Source organism: Xanthomonas hyacinthi (assembly GCF_009769165.1).
Lineage (GTDB): Bacteria > Pseudomonadota > Gammaproteobacteria > Xanthomonadales > Xanthomonadaceae > Xanthomonas_A > Xanthomonas_A hyacinthi.
Genome location: NZ_CP043476.1, coordinates 265,276 through 280,590, shown reverse-complemented (window position 1 = coordinate 280,590; position 15,315 = coordinate 265,276). Strand labels below are relative to the sequence as shown.

General features: G+C 65.2%; 12 protein-coding genes, 2 tRNA genes, 3 pseudogenes and 1 other annotated feature. Of the genes and pseudogenes, 10 read left to right on the top strand and 7 right to left on the bottom strand.

Annotation, left to right across the window (positions count from 1 at the left end):
* Positions 1–6: 6 nt before the first annotated feature.
* Genes efeO (FZ025_RS01320) through efeO (FZ025_RS01310) form a run of 3 tightly spaced genes read left to right on the top strand, consistent with a single transcriptional unit; the run spans position 7 to position 3,360 of the window.
* Positions 7–1,185 (top strand): iron uptake system protein EfeO, encoded by a 1,179-nt coding sequence (efeO, locus tag FZ025_RS01320; RefSeq protein WP_046979585.1) that lies wholly within the window; start codon positions 7–9, stop codon positions 1,183–1,185.
* Positions 1,182–2,489, top strand: a complete 1,308-nt coding sequence (efeB, locus tag FZ025_RS22135) for an iron uptake transporter deferrochelatase/peroxidase subunit (RefSeq protein WP_104558805.1) — start codon at positions 1,182–1,184, stop codon at positions 2,487–2,489. Before efeO (FZ025_RS01320) ends, efeB begins: the two co-directional genes overlap by 4 nt.
* A 40-nt stretch (positions 2,490–2,529) precedes the next feature.
* Positions 2,530–3,360, top strand: a complete 831-nt coding sequence (efeO, locus tag FZ025_RS01310; protein ID WP_104558804.1) for an iron uptake system protein EfeO — start codon at positions 2,530–2,532, stop codon at positions 3,358–3,360.
* Positions 3,361–3,610: 250 nt separating this feature from the next.
* Here the strand turns inward: efeO (FZ025_RS01310) and FZ025_RS01305 are convergent, their stop codons facing one another.
* Positions 3,611–4,129 carry a 4'-phosphopantetheinyl transferase family protein gene (locus tag FZ025_RS01305; RefSeq protein WP_158185511.1) on the bottom strand — a complete coding sequence of 173 codons (519 nt, stop codon included), beginning with the start codon at positions 4,127–4,129 and terminating at the stop codon, positions 3,611–3,613.
* Positions 4,130–4,525: 396 nt separating this feature from the next.
* Here FZ025_RS01305 and FZ025_RS01300 point away from each other — a divergent pair.
* Positions 4,526–4,813, top strand: a pseudogene (locus tag FZ025_RS01300) (IS5/IS1182 family transposase); the annotation flags it as partial.
* 39 nt (positions 4,814–4,852) lie between these two features.
* Here the strand turns inward: FZ025_RS01300 and FZ025_RS01295 are convergent.
* A pseudogene (locus FZ025_RS01295) lies at positions 4,853–6,101 on the bottom strand (IS3 family transposase).
* Positions 5,707–5,823, bottom strand: a sequence feature (AL1L pseudoknot). (Overlaps the previous pseudogene by 117 nt.)
* Positions 6,102–6,137: 36 nt before the next feature.
* On the opposite strand from FZ025_RS01295, the pseudogene FZ025_RS01290 reads away from it, so the two are divergent.
* A pseudogene (locus FZ025_RS01290) lies at positions 6,138–6,299 on the top strand (IS5/IS1182 family transposase); the annotation flags it as partial.
* A 196-nt stretch (positions 6,300–6,495) separates the two neighbouring features.
* Here the strand turns inward: FZ025_RS01290 and mobH are convergent.
* On the bottom strand, positions 6,496–8,307 hold the full coding sequence (gene mobH / locus FZ025_RS01285) for a MobH family relaxase (protein ID WP_046980341.1): 1,812 nt from the start codon (positions 8,305–8,307) through the stop codon (positions 6,496–6,498).
* Positions 8,308–8,614: 307 nt separating this feature from the next.
* Between mobH and FZ025_RS01280 the strand changes: the two genes are divergently transcribed.
* From FZ025_RS01280 to FZ025_RS01270, 3 genes are all read left to right on the top strand, one after another.
* Positions 8,615–8,932: a type II toxin-antitoxin system PrlF family antitoxin gene (locus FZ025_RS01280; protein WP_046980342.1), complete on the top strand. Its 318-nt coding sequence runs from the start codon at positions 8,615–8,617 to the stop codon at positions 8,930–8,932.
* Entirely contained in the window at positions 8,929–9,393 is a 465-nt protein-coding gene (locus FZ025_RS01275; RefSeq protein ID WP_046980343.1) for a type II toxin-antitoxin system YhaV family toxin, read from the top strand. Before FZ025_RS01280 ends, FZ025_RS01275 begins: the two co-directional genes overlap by 4 nt.
* A gap of 135 nt (positions 9,394–9,528) precedes the next feature.
* The gene (locus FZ025_RS01270; RefSeq protein WP_046980344.1) at positions 9,529–9,891 is read left to right on the top strand and encodes a DUF3742 family protein; all 363 of its coding nucleotides are present in this window, start codon (positions 9,529–9,531) and stop codon (positions 9,889–9,891) included.
* 7 nt (positions 9,892–9,898) lie between these two features.
* Here FZ025_RS01270 and FZ025_RS01265 read toward each other — a convergent pair whose 3' ends face one another.
* The 4 genes from FZ025_RS01265 to FZ025_RS01250 all read right to left on the bottom strand — a co-directional run bounded on the left by FZ025_RS01265 (position 9,899) and on the right by FZ025_RS01250 (position 12,117).
* Positions 9,899–10,084, bottom strand: a complete 186-nt coding sequence (locus tag FZ025_RS01265) for a hypothetical protein (protein WP_046980345.1) — start codon at positions 10,082–10,084, stop codon at positions 9,899–9,901.
* Between the two features lie 130 nt (positions 10,085–10,214).
* Positions 10,215–11,333: a tyrosine-type recombinase/integrase gene (locus FZ025_RS01260; RefSeq protein ID WP_208803714.1), complete on the bottom strand. Its 1,119-nt coding sequence runs from the start codon at positions 11,331–11,333 to the stop codon at positions 10,215–10,217.
* A gap of 165 nt (positions 11,334–11,498) precedes the next feature.
* Positions 11,499–11,585 (bottom strand) — tRNA-Leu (locus FZ025_RS01255).
* A 94-nt stretch (positions 11,586–11,679) separates the two neighbouring features.
* Positions 11,680–12,117, bottom strand: coding sequence for a VirK family protein (locus tag FZ025_RS01250; protein ID WP_046980346.1), 438 nt, complete (start codon positions 12,115–12,117; stop codon positions 11,680–11,682).
* A 450-nt stretch (positions 12,118–12,567) separates the two neighbouring features.
* Here FZ025_RS01250 and FZ025_RS01245 point away from each other — a divergent pair.
* Positions 12,568–12,654: transfer RNA gene (locus FZ025_RS01245), tRNA-Leu, on the top strand.
* Positions 12,655–12,793: 139 nt separating this feature from the next.
* The gene (rnr, locus tag FZ025_RS01240; protein ID WP_244292435.1) at positions 12,794–15,241 is read left to right on the top strand and encodes a ribonuclease R; all 2,448 of its coding nucleotides are present in this window, start codon (positions 12,794–12,796) and stop codon (positions 15,239–15,241) included.
* The last annotated feature ends 74 nt before the right edge of the window (positions 15,242–15,315 follow it).

The window sequence follows — 15,315 nt, the reverse complement described above, 5'->3', positions numbered from 1 at the left end:
CACGCCATGAAGACGCACGCCCAGTCCGGATCCTCCCGCCTCATGCTGTTGGCGGTGGCCGCCTCGGCCTTGCTGGTCATCGCCGGCGTGGCGGCGTTCTGGTACGCCTCCGGCGTGGCCCACAAGACGCCCAGGGCGGCCGGCAACGCGGTCACCGTCACCATCGAGGGCAACACCTGCCAGCCCAACGACATCACCGTGCCGGCCGGGCGCACCACCTTCACCATCGTCAACAATTCCCAGCGCGCGCTGGAGTGGGAAATCCTGGATGGCGTGATGGTGGTCGAAGAGCGCGAGAACATCGCGCCGGGCTTCTCGCAGATCATGACGGCCAAGCTGTCGCCGGGCGAGTTCGACATCACCTGCGGCCTGTTGAGCAATCCGCGCGGCAAGCTGCGCGTCACCCCGTCGGCCGCATCCGATGCCGAAGACGCACGCCCGTCGCTGGTCAACTACGTGGGCGCACTGGCCGAATACCGCGTGTTCCTGGTGATGGAGTCGGGCACGCTGCAGGACGCGGCCGTCAACCTGGATGCGGCGATCCAGGCCGGCGACCTGGCCCAGGCCAGGGCCCGGTACGTGCAGGCGCACCAGTCGTACAAGCGCATCGAGCCGATGGCCGAGCTGTTCGCCGATCTGGACACGCGCCTGAACGCACGCGCCGATTACTACGAAAAACGCGAGGCCGATCCGGCGTTCAGCGGCTTCCATCGCATCGAACATGCGCTCTACGCGCAGCAGGACGTCGCCGCCGCCAGGGACGCCAGCACCCGGCTGGTCGCCGATGTCGGTGCGCTGGCCCAGCGCCTGGATGCACTCAACGTGCCGCCGGAGCGCCTGGCGGCATCGGCCAGCCGGCTACTGCGCCGCGTGGCCGACAACCTGCCGGCCGCTGGCGAAGACCAGGACGGCCGCGCCGAGCTGGCCAACCTGCAGGGCACGCTGGAAGGCACGCGCAGGATCCAGGAACTGCTGCAGCCGCTGCTGGCCAAGAGCAATCCGGCGCTGGACAAGACCCTGGCCGAACGCTTCGCCGCGTTCGATGCCGCATTGGCGCCGTACCGCGAAGGCGATGGCTTCCGCGAGGCCCCGCTGGATGCCGCGCAACGCACCGCGCTGGCTGCGCCGATCCGTGCGCTGGCAGACGAGCTGGGCAAGGTCAACGCGGCGTTGGGCCTGGAATGAGCCGCGGTCCTTCCGATGATGCTGAAGTGCCGCAGTCGGGGCGTCGCCGCCGCCTGCTGCAGGGCCTGGGCGCGGCGGGTGCCGCGCTGGCGGCGCTGCCTGCTGCCGCTTCCACCAAGGCCGCGCCCGCCGATGCGCAGGTGGCCGATGCGCCGCGCAGCGACAGCACCGGCCAGCATTTGCCGTTCCTGGGCGTGCACCAGGCCGGCGTCACCACGCCGCGTCCGACCGCCGGCATGCTGGCCTCGTTCTTCGTGCTGGCCGAAACGCGCCAGGACCTGGAACGCCTGTTCCGCACGCTGACCGGGCGCATCGCCTTTTTGACCCAGGGCGGCGTGCAGCCGCTGCTGGACCCGAAACTGCCGCCGCCGGGTTCAGGCATCGTCGGCCCGGTCGTGCAGCCCGATGCGCTGACCGTGACCGTGTCGGTCGGCGATTCGCTGTTCGACGAACGCTATGGCCTGGCCGCGCTCAAGCCGCGCCGCCTGCAGCAGATGAAGTCGCATCCCAACGATGCCCTGGACGAGGCGCTGTGCCATGGCGACCTGTCCATCCAGTTCTGCGCCAACACGCCGGACACCAACATCCACGCGCTGCGCGACATCATCAAGAACACGCCGGACCTGCTGGTGCTGCAGTGGAAGCAGGAAGGCACGGTGCCGCCGATTGCCGCCGCGCCGGGCAAGCCGCCGGAAAGCGCGCGCAATTTCCTGGGTTTCCGCGACGGCTCGGCCAATCCGGATTCGGCCAACGCCAAGCTGATGCAGCACATCGTCTGGGTGGGCGAAAACCATGACGAACCAGCGTGGGCGCGCAACGGCAGCTACCAGGCCGTGCGCATCATCCGCAACTTCGTCGAACGCTGGGACCGCACGCCACTGCAGGAGCAGGAAGCGATCATGGGCCGCCACAAGGACAGCGGCGCGCCGCTGGACGGCGGCCGCAGCGAGCACGACGTGCCCGATTACACGCGCGACGCGGAAGGCAAGCGCACACCGATGGATGCGCATATCCGCCTTGCCAATCCGCGCACGCCGGCCAGCGATGCCAACCTGATCCTGCGCCGGCCGTTCAACTACTCCAATGGCGTGACCAAGTCGGGTCAGCTGGAAATGGGCCTGTTGTTCATCTGCTACCAGGCCGACCTGGAGCAGGGCTTCCTGACCGTGCAGCGCCGGCTGGATGGCGAGCCGCTGGAGGAATACATCAAGCCCATCGGCGGCGGTTTCTTCTTCACCCTGCCGGGCGTGGTCGATGCGCACGACTGGCTGGGCAGCGGCCTGCTGCAGGCCGCGACCGGCTGAGGCCGGGCGTTCTTTTTCCTTCCCGTTATGGACAACCACCATGGCTGATTCCCGTCGTTTCCTGCTGGCCCTGTTGATCGCCGCCGGCCTGCAGGCGCACAGCGCCCATGCCGTGCCCGTGTCTCCGCTGGAGCTGGTGGGGCCGCTGTCGAACTACAAGATCTACGTGGCCGGCAACGTGCGCACCCTGAACACCGAAACGCGCGCCTTCACCGCCGCCATCAAGGCCGGCGACGTGGAAAGGGCCAAGCAGCTGTATGCGTCCACCCGAACCAGCTACGAGAGGATCGAGCCGATCGCCGAACTCTTCAGCGACCTGGACAGCGCCATCGATTCGCGTGCCGACGACCATGAAAAGGCGGAGAAGGACCCGGGCTTCGGCGGCTTCCACCGGATCGAATACGTGCTGTGGACACAGAACACGACCAAGGGGCTTGAGCCGGTCGCCGACAAGCTGATGGCCGACGTGCAGGAGCTGCAGACCCGTCTGGCCAGGCTGACCTTCCCGCCGGAAAAGGTGGTGGGCGGCGCGGCGGTGCTGATGGAGGAAGTGGCCGCGACCAAGATCTCCGGCGAGGAGAACCGCTACAGCCACACCGACCTGTGGGATTTCCAGGCCAACTTCGAAGGCGCCTACAAGATCGTCGAACTGCTGCGCCCGCTGGTCCAGCAGCAGGACAAGGCGTTCTCGGACAAGACCGACGCCAACTTCAAGACCGTGTTCGACACGCTGAAGAAGTACCGCACCGCCGACGGCGGCTTCGAGACCTACGCCAAGCTGAGCGAGCGCGACCGCAAGCTGCTGGCAGGGCGTGTCAACACGCTGGCAGAAGACCTCTCGCGTCTTCGCGGGATGCTAGGTCTGAACTGAGTGATTGATCCAGCTGAAGGATGCTGCGCTGTGCATGACGTTGAGATCTGGGTCGATGTGGCGTTCTTCCGGAAGAACGCCTGGGTGCAGGCCTTCGCATTGCTGGCTCAGAAGCGGGGGCGAAAAACAATTGATTGCGGGGGACATCCTGCGATTTTCAAAGCGTGCGGATCTTTTTCCCCTGCTTCATCAGGCACAGGTTGAGGCGCACGATCTTCCGATGACTGTCGAAATGACTGTCGCGAGGAGGTCACCATAGGAAGCTGGTGATCAGGGTTTCCGAATCGATAAACCCGAACCGCAGCATAAAGCGCCTGCCTATGGGTAGATTGGTCGCGAGAGGCTGGACGATCATCAGCTCCAGTGTTCCGCTAGCGTTATCTAACGCGGTAAGCTCGACAGCTTCGAACCCGAAGTAGTGCTTCACCGTTGCGAAGGTTCCCTTGAAGAAGCTTTCCTTGGCGGAAAAAGCAACAGTCAACGATGTCTCATACGATAGATCGCCTGTCAGGCCCTTCAGCAAAGTCCGCTCACTCGCAACTAGGGCGGTACTTTCGACAGTATGCTGTGCCTTTGCGGCAATGAGGTGTTCGATGTCGATGCCGATCCCTGTGTAATTGCTCGCCGGCAGAGCGATAGCGGCCGCATAGGAGCGTGTGTGTGTAATGCTCCCGACGATTCCTGTTGGCCATAGTGGCTCGCGAAATGCACCGGTGCCTATCTCCTGATCGGGAGTGCCGAGCCGCAAGAGCGCGTGACGCGCCGCCAAGCGCCCATAAAGAATTCCGCTTGCCGCTTTCGCACACTGTGCTGAATCGACGACGGGAAGGCGATGCCGTGCTGTGCGAATGCGGAAGGATTGAATGACTCGACGTCGAACGCAACAAGTACGGCCTGGGCAAAACTTCGGTCAGGCCAGTCGAGAGAATGAACACGGATAGCATCGCGCCCCAGCGCGCCGACAATGTCGAGAAGCGGATTCACAGGTGTCCCCGTAGCGGTATCGTCCGGGTCGGTCGAATCATGGTGGATGGAGCGACATGTAGAATGCCGCTACAGAGCAGATATTAAAAACTGGACTTCCATCCCCAGTCCACAGCTTCACGCTGATGCCTGTATGGAGGCCCCCTACGTCAGGCTAGTTGTCGCCCGGATAGGATCCTGCAGTGGGGCGATCACGCACAAGCAAGGCTTGATGGTCGGTGCGCGAAGCTTCACGGGCACCCCCTACGACGGGCATCCGTTGAACGAACAACTGGTGCAGGTCGCGAGCCTCACTGAAGACACCGGAGCCAGGCCCAGGCAGGTGATGGTGGACTTGAGCTTTCGGGGCGTGGATGCGGACAACCAAGGCGTTGAGATGATCCATCGGGGTAAGTTCAAGAGCCTGACCTCGCAGCAACGCAAATGGCTCAAGCGACGCCAGGCGGTGGAGCCGGCCATCGGACACTTGTGAACCGCCCCGGGTTTCCCGGAGGCCCCGTGGTTTGAGTCACGCCGACATGACGGACTCAGGGGAGTGCGAATAGTAGTTGGCCTCCGCCTCGGTCGGCGGGATATTCCCAATCGGCTCCAGCAATCGGCGGTTGTTGAACCAGTCGACCCAGGTGAGCGTGGCTCACTCGACCTCCTCGCGCGTTCGCCAGGACGACCTGCGATGGATGACCTCGGCCTTGTAGAGGCCGTTGATGGTCTCGGCCAGCGCGTTGTGCCCCGAGGGCAGGCTTCGCGCTCATAGGAGTCCCCCACGCTGCCTACCGAGGGCTCCAGGCCGGCCTCAGCGAGCCGCTCCGTGTAGCGGATCGACACGTACTGAACGCCTCGGTCGCTGTGGTGAATCAGGCGATCCGGGCCGACCGGCTTCCTCGCGTAGAGCGCCTGTTCGAGCGCGTCGAGCACGAAGTCCGTCTGCATCGAGGACGACGCCTTCCAGCCCACGATGCGACGGGCGAAGACGTCGATGACGAAGGCGACGTAAACCCATCCTTGCCACGTCGAGACGTAGGTGAAGTCGCTGACCCACAGCGCGTTCGGCCGATCGGCCTTGAATTGCCGATTCACATGATCGAGCGGACACGGCGCTTTCGGGTCGCTCACCGTCGTTCGCACGGTCTTGCCTCGAATGACGCCCCGCAAACCCTGCCGCTTCATCAGCCGCTGTACGGTGCATCGCGCCACGTCGAACTGCTCGCGTCGCATCTGCCGCCAGACCTTGCGCACACCGTAGACCTTGAAGTTGTCGTCCCACACGCGCTGGACTTCCGGCATCAACGCCTCATCGGTCTTCGCGCGCGCGCAGCGCAACGCGGGATCGGCCAGCCTGGCCGCGTGCGCGTGGTAGGTCGACGGGGAGATCGGCAGCACCCTGCAGATCGGCTCGACCCCGTGGACGACTCGATGCTCATCGATGAACTGCTTCATCGCTTGAAGGGGCGGTCGAGCTCCGCCTGCGCAAAATACGCCGATGCCTTGCGCAGGATCTCGTTGACCTGGCGCAGCTCGCGAACCTCGCGCTCAAGTGCCTTGATGCGCTCCTTCTCGGACGTCGTCATCCCCTCGCGCTTGCCAACGTCGCGCTCGTGCTGCCTCACCCAACCCCGTAGCGTCTCGGCCGTGCAGCCCACCTTGGCCGACACCGACACCATCGCCGCCCATTGCGATTCGTACTCGCATTGGTGCTCCAGGACCATCTTCACCGAACGTTCCCGGATTTCCGGGGAGAACTTGCTTGCTCTGCTCATGGCTCCATCTTCTCAAGAAATGGAGCCTCCGGAATTCCCGGGGCGGTTCACTTGAAACACGACAACGCGATGGATCGATGCTGGCTACAGGGACAAACTGGTGATGAGCTGCACGCGGTGCTGTGCGCGGCGAGTTACAACATCCGCTGGCTGCTGCGGGTGATCGTACGTTTGCGGATCAAGGGCTTTTTGCGCCGCTGTTCGGGGTGCTGGCCCGGCTGGCAATGGCCCTGGCGATGCTATCGGCAGGGCGGAAAACTGGCGTGGGACGGTGGGCCTGCGGTGTTGGGTGAATTTTGCAGGGCAGACTATGTATGCTGTACGAGCGCCATAAATATGGCTTGATTGGATTTGTTAGCAACATAGACGCCTGCACGCGGCATCAGGCCCGTGCCTACAAAGTGAGGTACGGATTGTTCGGCGGCATCTCGTTGAACAGACATAGTGGATCCGTCAGAAGATAACCGTGCAGGCGCCTGGACTTGCGTGGCCCGGTGACCACGCAAGTCCAGATGTTCAGGCCATTGTCCTGTTTGCGGTGCAGTTGCAGCTTCTCGAAGCGCTTTTGCACCCATTGCCAGTCTGGCATATCGTCCTGCCGAGCCAGCATCGAGACGTGCGGGTGTTCCTGTGCATAGCGCTGAAACACGCCGGGACTGACTAGGTACGCCGCGTCGGCCACGATATGCACCAGCGCCTTCGCATCGTTGATGATGAGCCTGCGGGATTGGATGCCTTGCTTGAGCCAGGTGATGAAATGCTGCCCGGAGGCTGGATCCTGCGCGCGCCCAGCCGGCGTGGCGTGTAGAACGGCTGCTGCGGGCGACGGTGGCGCCGCATCATGGTGGTGCTGCGCGGACGCTTCGGCCACTGAAACTGCCGTGATCGGCGAGGCTGGTCTGATGTCGGTCGTACCCAGCATTTCCAGCCGCGAGTCAAGGCCATCGACGGGGCCGCTGGTGGTCGTCGGCGCTACCGCGGACGGCGGTGGTGGCGCTGCATTGTCGCCGGCTGGCGGGGGCGCGTCGCTGGTATCTGCACCAGCGCCGTTGGTGAGCTCCACCGTGACGGTGCCGGCGAATGGGGCAGGGCGCTGATCGCCTTCCCAGATCAGCGCTGGCGCCAGACGCAGCAGTGTGAAACTGTGCGACCAGCCGCTATTGCCGCTTATTATGGTGGCGCGCCAGATCGCCTTGCCGTCAGGTGTGGGCTGGACCATCCCGTGGTCCTGCAGAACATTGAAGACGGCACTGTTGCTGGCCGGGATGCCGTCCATGCCCTGCGACAGCAGATGGGCGCGCAGTTTGTCCGAGACGGTCTTGCTCACCAGCCAGAGGGCATCTTGCGTCAGCCAACCGTCCGAAGCCTGGGGCTGATTCAGCTTCAGCTCCTCTTTCAGCAGGTAGCGCAGGCCTTCGAGCAGCTTGCGTTGCAGCGCGTGCTTCGGTGCCGCCATCGCCTTCGCCGGATCGCCACCCAGCGCCTGGGCGACCGAGGCGCGGTCGGCCTGGATCACCAGTTCGCCAAGGACACCGGCATGCTCATACTGCCCGGCCAGGACGTAGAGCAGTGCCGACCACAGCAGGGGGAAGCCGCTGAGCCAGTCGAGGATGTCGCGGCCGAGCACGCGGTTGTAGAGCAGCCCGGAGGCTGCGCTGTGCAGGCGGTACTCGCGATCGGCGCGATAACGAAGGCGGTAGCGCTGCTGCAACGGGCCATGCCAGGGGTGCCAGATACTGCCATCGGCTAGTTCGATGTGCAGGTCGACCGCGATCTTGCCGATGTCGTGCAGCAACGCCGCGTAGGCTGCGGCGGCGGTCCAGGCTTCGGATTGAGCGGTCTGGTCTTCGGGCGTAGTGCCAGAGGGAAGCAGATAGGACTGCCGCAGCTTGAGGGCGTAGGCAACGACCTCCAGGCCGTGATCCAGCATGCCTCCTGGATAGGCATGGTGGTGGCTCTCCGACGCAGGGAATTGCTGAACCAGCTCGGCGTAGCGTTCCAGTGGGGCCAGGTACAGTGCGTCGAACTGCTTGCGCGACAGCGAGGTACGTTGCCATATATGTTCCAGCAGCTTCTTCCGGCGCGGCGTCGCCAGTAGCGCCGCCGCGGACTCCGGCCGCAACAGCCCATTCGGGGACCCAATTGCCGGTGTCAGTGGCGGACTGGTGGCGGGCGGTGCTTTTTTCTGCTGGAACAGCGAGAGCATGACGAAGTCCTGTTGATGGGCTGACGGGAGAGCCTTTTGGCCTTTTCGGGTAGGGCCTTTCCCCTTGACCCCGTTCCCTTGCCCCTTGCCAGCCCTTTGACCTTTTGGAAGCCTTTGGGTGTAGCGCGGCAGCGGCGGCCGGACCACCATCAATGGGGATGCGCCAGTGTCGGGTTGTGGGCGGAAGGCCGGCAGTGCAGTGCCTACGATGGTCCCTTCTTCCCAGGCCTGAGGCGCCATGCTGGAGCAGATTGACACAGTAAGGAATATTCCTTACCGTGCGAATGTCGTTATCGGGAGAACCGCCATGCCCAACATCCATGAAGTCGCCACCTTAACCTCCAAGGGCCAGATCACGCTGCCCAAGCCCATCCGGCAGGCGCTGGGGGTGGATGCCGGCGGCAAGGTGGCGTTCGACCTGCGCGGCGGTGAAGTTGTCGTGACCCGCGCCGACGCCGAGCACGAAGACCCTGCGATCGGCGCCTTCCTGGCGCTGCTGGAGTCCGATATCCGCGCTGGTCGCCATGTCCAGGCGCTGCCGGAGGATCTCGCGCGGACCATGCTGGCGAACGCTGGCCATGCGGTAGACCTCGATGACGACATCGAAGGCGAAGTGGCGCTCTGATGCGGCATGGCTGGACGCCGCTGTTCCATGAGGGCCTGATCGAGCAGTTGCGCAAGCTGCAGGCTGCCGCGGAACGGGCCGAGCAGAACGACCCGCAAGGATTCGAGGGCAATGCCAACGTCAAGCTGTTCCGGGCGTTGAGCCAGTTGATCATGGAAGTCGTGCCGAGCGATCCCGCACGCGACGAGTTCCGCCAAGGCAATACCTTGGGGCCGGCGTACCGTCATTGGCGGCGCGCGAAGATCGGACGGCGATTCCGCCTGTTCTTCCGCTACGACTCCAAGACGAAAGTGATCGTGTTCGCCTGGGTCAACGACGAACAGACGCTGCGGTCTTCGGGCAGCAAGTCCGACCCGTATGCGGTGTTCGAGAAGATGCTCGGGCGAGGCAGCCCGCCCGACGACTGGACGGCGCTGGTCGCGGCGAGCAAGGCAGACTGGCAAGCGTCGAAGAAGCCGTAGGCTGTGCCGCATTCGATTGATTGGATGGGGCATGGAAATTCAAGTCTCGATTGAATAATCGGGACGGATGCAATCAAGAACTCCCTGAAGCAGGTGCTGAACAAGAGTCGATAGGACCACCATGAGGTAGCCACCATGAAACCCGCAGCACAGACCACTTTCGCAGAGCGTGCAGGCCGAGTCTTCGGCCGGATGTGGCGAGCTGGCGCACGCTTGGATCGGAAGGCGCAGGGGTGGCTGGTGACGCGAGGTCTCGGCGCAGGCGTGGCTGCGGGCCCGCTGTGGGTCGTCAAGTTCGCTGTGCTGGCCGTCCTGCTCTATGGCGCGTTCTGGGTGGCGCTGCTGCTGGTTTTTGTTGTGGCCGCTGCATGGGCGGCTCGCAACGGCGGCCTTGACGAAGACGACCAGAGGCCCGAGTGGAAAGAAGGCCACGAGGGCTTCGGGCTCTACGATAAGAGCGACTGGCGTATTGATCCGCACGTGTCCGACGACGGCTGAGCAGTGTTCACTTCTTCGATACTGCACTCATCATCACGCCCGCGCCCCGGCCGCCGGCACCCTTGGCATCCGAGGTGGCCGTGGACAATCTCTGCACGATGTTCCCGGCGCGAATGCCTGCCCACGCCAAGGCCATGACCCAGAACGAGGGCAGCACGATGAACATCATCGCCATGACGAAGTTGAGCAGCATGTCCCCGAAGGTATTGTTGAGCCCGCACCGTTCACCCGCCTAGCGAACGTCTTGCTCTGCGCCGGTGTCAGTCCAGCCTTGAGGGCGTCCAGATAGTCCGCGTACCACTGCATCATGAGCCTGCGCTGCCTCAGGTAGATCGCGTGGTTGTAGTCGCCAGCGGTGCCTTTTCCTTGTGGGATAGTTGCGCATCCACGAGTTGCTTGGCCCAGTTGTGCTCCCGCAGCAGGGTGCTGGCGGTGTGGCGGCTACCGTGGCCGACCATGCGGCCCTTGTAGCCGATGAGCTGGAACACGTTGTTGATGGTGTTCTCGCTGATGGTGGGGTTTTTGGTGCCGATGCCCGGAAACAGGTATTGGTGCCGGCCGGTGAGCAGGTGCAGCGCCTTGAGCTGGGCGATCAGTCGGGTCGGCAGTGGCGTTACGTGCTTGCGGCGCATCTTCATCTCGCGGCCGGGATGGTCCAGATGCAGGCGTCCAGGTCGATTTCCGTCCACTCGGCGAAGCGGATCATGCCGGGACGACAGGCCGTCCAGAGCTCCATCCAGGCCGCAGTTCGACTGATCGGGCGGCTGGTGGAGGCTTCCAGGGCGCGCAGGAAGTCGGGAAGCTTCGGCTCCAGCAGATGCGGGTAGGGGGTGGATTTGGGGGCTTCCTTGGCGACAAAGCGCAGTTCGGAAGCTGGGTTGAGTTCGCACTTGCCCTTGGCGATGGCGCGGCTGAAGATTTCCCGTAGCCAGCCGCGGGCCTTCTTGGCGACGTTTAGCGCTCCGCGCTTCATCGATGCGGGTCTGTACATCCACGCAGTTGGCCCGAGAGACCTCGGGCAGGTACTTGTTGCCCAGGACGGGCAAGATGTCCTTGTCGAGGTAGGTCCGCATTTTGTCGAGGGTCGAGGCGGATCGCCCGGCGTCCTGCTTGGCCTTGATCCAGTCCTCGGCGGCGTCCTTGAACAGGTTGGTGCGGGTCTCGATGCTCTGGCAGCGGTCGTCCTTGCGTTTCTGGCCAGGGTCGATGCCGCGCGCGACGAGCAGGCGGGCCTCATGGGCTTTCTCGCGCGCCAGTTGTAGCGAGACGGTCGGGTAGACGCCCAGGGAAATGCGAGGCTGCTTGCCGTTGATGCGGTAGCGGAAATGCCAGTACTTCTGCGCTTCGGGCGTGACCCAGAGGAACAGGCCATTGCCATCGGCCAGACCGTAGGACTTGTCCTGGAACTGGGCGGTTTGGACTTCGCGTGCGGTGAGGGGCATGGTGAGTACATCTCCGAACTCGAAGTTTCAACGTACTCGGAAATGTACTCGTTTGCAGGCGGCTTCCAGTGGATGTGCTTGGCGGCCACTGGAACAAAAAGACCCGCTTTCGCGGGTCTTTTCAACAACATTAGAGACTTAGGTAGAAGTCTCTGGAACTGAGTGTGGTGCCCAGAAGAGGACTCGAACCTCCACGAAGTTGCCCCCGCTAGCACCTGAAGCTAGTGCGTCTACCAATTCCGCCACCTGGGCAATACAGGCCGAGAATTTTGTCGGTTGCGCGCGCCGCTGTCAAGCGGCGTTTTGCGTGCGCCGTGCCGGCGGCGGCGCACGCAACCGCGCCGGCTCATTGGGTGGCGGTGAAGTGCAGGCCCTGGTTGATCGCGCAGCGGTAGCCGAGCGTGGTGCCGGTCTGCTGGTAGCCTGGCAGGGCGAACACGGCCATGCTGAAATCGATGCTGCCGTCCGGGCGCACCTGGTAGCGCAGGAACTGCTGGATCGGCTTGCCGTCGCGGCCCACGGTGAGGTGCTCGTCGGCGAAGGACAGGGTGCCGTCGGCGATCACCCGGTATGCGTTGATGCGCAGGCCGCCGCGGGTCTGGGTCGGGGTGGCGCCGCCGGCACTGGGCGTGCACTGGCTCAGGTCGATCGCGACCGCAACCGAGGCGCCGGTATCCAGCGCACGTTCGATCTCGGCGAGCGAATCGAGCGGCGTGGCGGCGCCGGCAGGGTGGGCGAAGGCGAGTAGCGAGGCGGCGAGCAGCGAGATGGGCAGGGACTTCATGCGGAGCTCCGGAGCGTGGGGGAGGGGCGGTTCGCCGCACGCACGCTAGCCCTTTGCGCTGCGTGGTCAACCGACAAAATCGCGTTCTCCCGGCTGCGTCACAGCGCTTGTTCGAAGCAGGTCCGTTTGCCGTCGCGCAGGCTCGGCGGTGTGTCCGGATCTGCACGAGTGATGCGGTTTTCCGCCGAATGCGCCACGCCTGCGCATATCGATGCCGATGCCGCCAGGATGCCGCCACTCGCGATCCGGCGCCGCGATGCCGCGCGTTGCAGGTGGCACCGTCGCCAACGCATGCCGCAGGCGGAGGCGCGTCGCCTTGCGCTGCAGTGGGGGTGATCCGGGTGCCGCGGAATGCGCGATGCGCCGGGCGGCGCGCGCGCCGCCGGATGCCGCGTTGCGCGTCGGCATTGACAAGGGCGCGCGCTGCCCGCAGAATCCACGGCCTTCAGCGCCCAGATGGCGGAATTGGTAGACGCACTAGCTTCAGGTGCTAGCGGGGGCAACTTCGTGGAGGTTCGAGTCCTCTTCTGGGCACCACATGCAAGACGCGGGAGCGCTGAACTCCCGCAACGACCGGCCCGCTGACGCGGGCTTCGTCGTTTCTGGGGGGCTGTTCTGCCGCCGGTTACGGTCGCCGGTTTGCCTGTGTTGACGACCCAGCGAGTACCATGGGCGGATGACCAATCGAAAAACCAAGTCCGGCAAGCCCGGCAAATCCGCATCCCACGACACGCCCGCCAGCAAGGCCGGCGCCCCGGCGGCTCCGCCGCCGCCGAAGAAATCCAAGATGCCGTCGTGGATGCCGAGCCTCCCCAGCTTCTTGCGGCGCAGCCCCAAACCGCCGTTGCAACCGCTGCATCCGCCCGAACCGCCGTCGCGCAAGCCGGCCGCCGTCGCCGATCCATTCGCCGCACGCGAGGCCGAGCGCTATGCCGAGCCGATCGCCAGCCGCGAGGCGATCCTGCAGTTGCTCGACCGTTGCGACGGCCCGCAGACGCTCGAGGAACTGGCCGGGCAGCTCGGCCTGACCGAACCCTCGCGCATGGAGGCGTTGAGCAAGCGCCTGGGTGCGATGCTGCGCGAGGCGCAGCTGGTGCAGAACCGCCGCGGCGGCTACGCGCCGGTGCAGCAGACCAACCTGATCCCCGGCGTGGTGATCGCCAATCCCGACGGCTTCGGCTTCCTGCGTCCGGACGAAGGCGGCGACGACCTGTTCCTGCCGCCCTACGAAATGCGCAAGGTGCTGCATGGCGACCGCGCCCTGGCCAACGTCACCGGCATCGATCGCCGCGGCCGCCGCGAAGGCAGCATCGCGCGCGTGCTCGAGCGCGGCCTGAGCCGGCTGATCGGCCGTTTCAGCATGGAAGGCGGCATCGCCTACGTGGTGCCGGACGACAAGCGCATCCAGCGCAACGTGCAGATTCCGCCGGATGCGATCGGCGAGGCGCGCGATGGCCAGCTGGTGGTGTGCGAACTCACCTCCGCCCCGGACGCGCGGCGCCCGCCGATCGGCAAGATCATCGCGGTGCTCGGCGACAAGCTGACCCCGTCGCTGGTGGTGGAAACTGCGATCCACGGCCGCGAGCTGCCCTACGAATTCCCGCAGGCGGTGCTCGACGAAGCTGCGGCGGTGCCGATGACGGTGGAGCCGGCGGCGATCAAGGGCCGCGTGGACCTGCGGCAGACGCCGCTGGTGACCATCGACGGCGCCGACGCCAAGGACTTCGACGACGCGGTGTTCTGCGAACCGAACGCGGAAGGCTTCCGCCTGGTGGTGGCGATCGCCGACGTGTCGCACTATGTGCGTCCGGGCACGCCGCTGGACGTGGAGGCGATCCGGCGCGCGACCTCGGTGTATTTCCCCGGTTTCGTGGTGCCGATGCTGCCGGAGACGCTGTCCAACGGCATCTGCTCGCTCAATCCCAAGGTCGACCGCATGTGCTTCGTCTGCGACATGCAGATCGACCGCCAGGGCGAGGTGGCCGGCGCGCGCTTCTACGAGGCGGTGATGAATTCGCACGCGCGGCTCACCTACGACCAGGTGTGGCAGGCGGTGGGCGAGCGCGACGAGCAGGTGCGCAAGGACGTGGCCGCGGTGCTGCCGCAGATCGAGCGCCTGTACCAGCTGTTCCACGTGCTGGCCAAGGCGCGTTCGCGCCGCGGCGCGATCGAGTTCGAGACCTCGGAAGTGCGCTTCGTGCTCGACAACACCGGCGAGGTGACCCAGGCCGGGATGCTGGTGCGCAACGACGCGCACAAGCTGATCGAGGAATGCATGATCGCCGCCAACGTGGCCGCCGCGCGGCAGCTGCTGGAGGCGCGCATCCCGGCGCCGTACCGCGTGCACGAGCGGCCGCCGGAGTCCAAGTACGCCGACCTGCTGGAGTTCCTGAAGGAATTCAAGCTGAGCCTGCCGCCGTGGAGCAAGGTGGTGCCGGGCGACTACACCAAGCTGCTGAAGAAGGTGCGCGAGCGCCCCGACGCGGCCTTGCTGGAGTCGGTGCTGCTGCGCAGCCAGAGCATGGCGGTGTACTCGCCGGACAACGCCGGCCACTTCGGCCTGGCGCTGGAGGCGTACGCGCACTTCACCTCGCCGATCCGCCGCTATCCGGACCTGCTGGTGCACCGCGCGATCAAGTACGCGCTGACCCGCGGCGCGCCGGACAAGTACCTGTACTCGCCGCGCGAGATGGCGGCGCTGGCGCTGCAGTGCTCCGAGCGCGAGCGCCGTGCCGACGAGGCCGAGCGCGAGGTCGACGAGCGCTACCGCGCGGCGTGGATGGAAAAGCACGTCGGCGGCCAGTTCGACGGCGTGGTCAGCGGCGTCACCAGCTTCGGCCTGTTCGTGGAGCTGGACCAGTCCAAGGTCAACGGCCTGATCCATGTGACCCAGCTGCCGCAGGACTATTACCAGTTCGACGCGGTGCGCAAGACCCTGTCCGGCGAGCGCCGCGGCCGCCAGTTCCGGCTCGGCGACCGGGTCCGCATCCTGGTGCTGAAGGCCAGCATGGAGGAGCGCAAGATCGATTTCCGCCTGGTCGTGGAAGGCGAGCCGATGACGGACCTGCCGCCGCCGCCGGAGCGCGGCCAGCAGCCGGCCAAGCGCAAGAAAAAGAAGTACTGACGGCGCGGCGTCGCGGCGGGCCGCCGGGCGGCCGCCGCGATCGTTCGCCCCGTGCGCGCGGCGCATGGGGCGCG

Excerpts from the sequence above, each read along its gene's own strand:
- efeO (WP_046979585.1), top strand. The coding sequence starts at position 7 with ATGAAGACGCACGCCCAGTCCGGATCCTCCCGCCTCATGCTGTTGGCG.
- efeB (WP_104558805.1), top strand. The coding sequence starts at position 1,182 with ATGAGCCGCGGTCCTTCCGATGATGCTGAAGTGCCGCAGTCGGGGCGT.
- efeO (WP_104558804.1), top strand. The coding sequence starts at position 2,530 with ATGGCTGATTCCCGTCGTTTCCTGCTGGCCCTGTTGATCGCCGCCGGC.
- mobH (WP_046980341.1), bottom strand. The coding sequence starts at position 8,307 with ATGCTCTCGCTGTTCCAGCAGAAAAAAGCACCGCCCGCCACCAGTCCG.
- FZ025_RS01280 (WP_046980342.1), top strand. The coding sequence starts at position 8,615 with ATGCCCAACATCCATGAAGTCGCCACCTTAACCTCCAAGGGCCAGATC.
- FZ025_RS01270 (WP_046980344.1), top strand. The coding sequence starts at position 9,529 with ATGAAACCCGCAGCACAGACCACTTTCGCAGAGCGTGCAGGCCGAGTC.
- FZ025_RS01265 (WP_046980345.1), bottom strand. The coding sequence starts at position 10,084 with ATGCTGCTCAACTTCGTCATGGCGATGATGTTCATCGTGCTGCCCTCG.
- FZ025_RS01260 (WP_208803714.1), bottom strand. The coding sequence starts at position 11,333 with ATGCCCCTCACCGCACGCGAAGTCCAAACCGCCCAGTTCCAGGACAAG.
- FZ025_RS01250 (WP_046980346.1), bottom strand. The coding sequence starts at position 12,117 with ATGAAGTCCCTGCCCATCTCGCTGCTCGCCGCCTCGCTACTCGCCTTC.
- rnr (WP_244292435.1), top strand. The coding sequence starts at position 12,794 with ATGACCAATCGAAAAACCAAGTCCGGCAAGCCCGGCAAATCCGCATCC.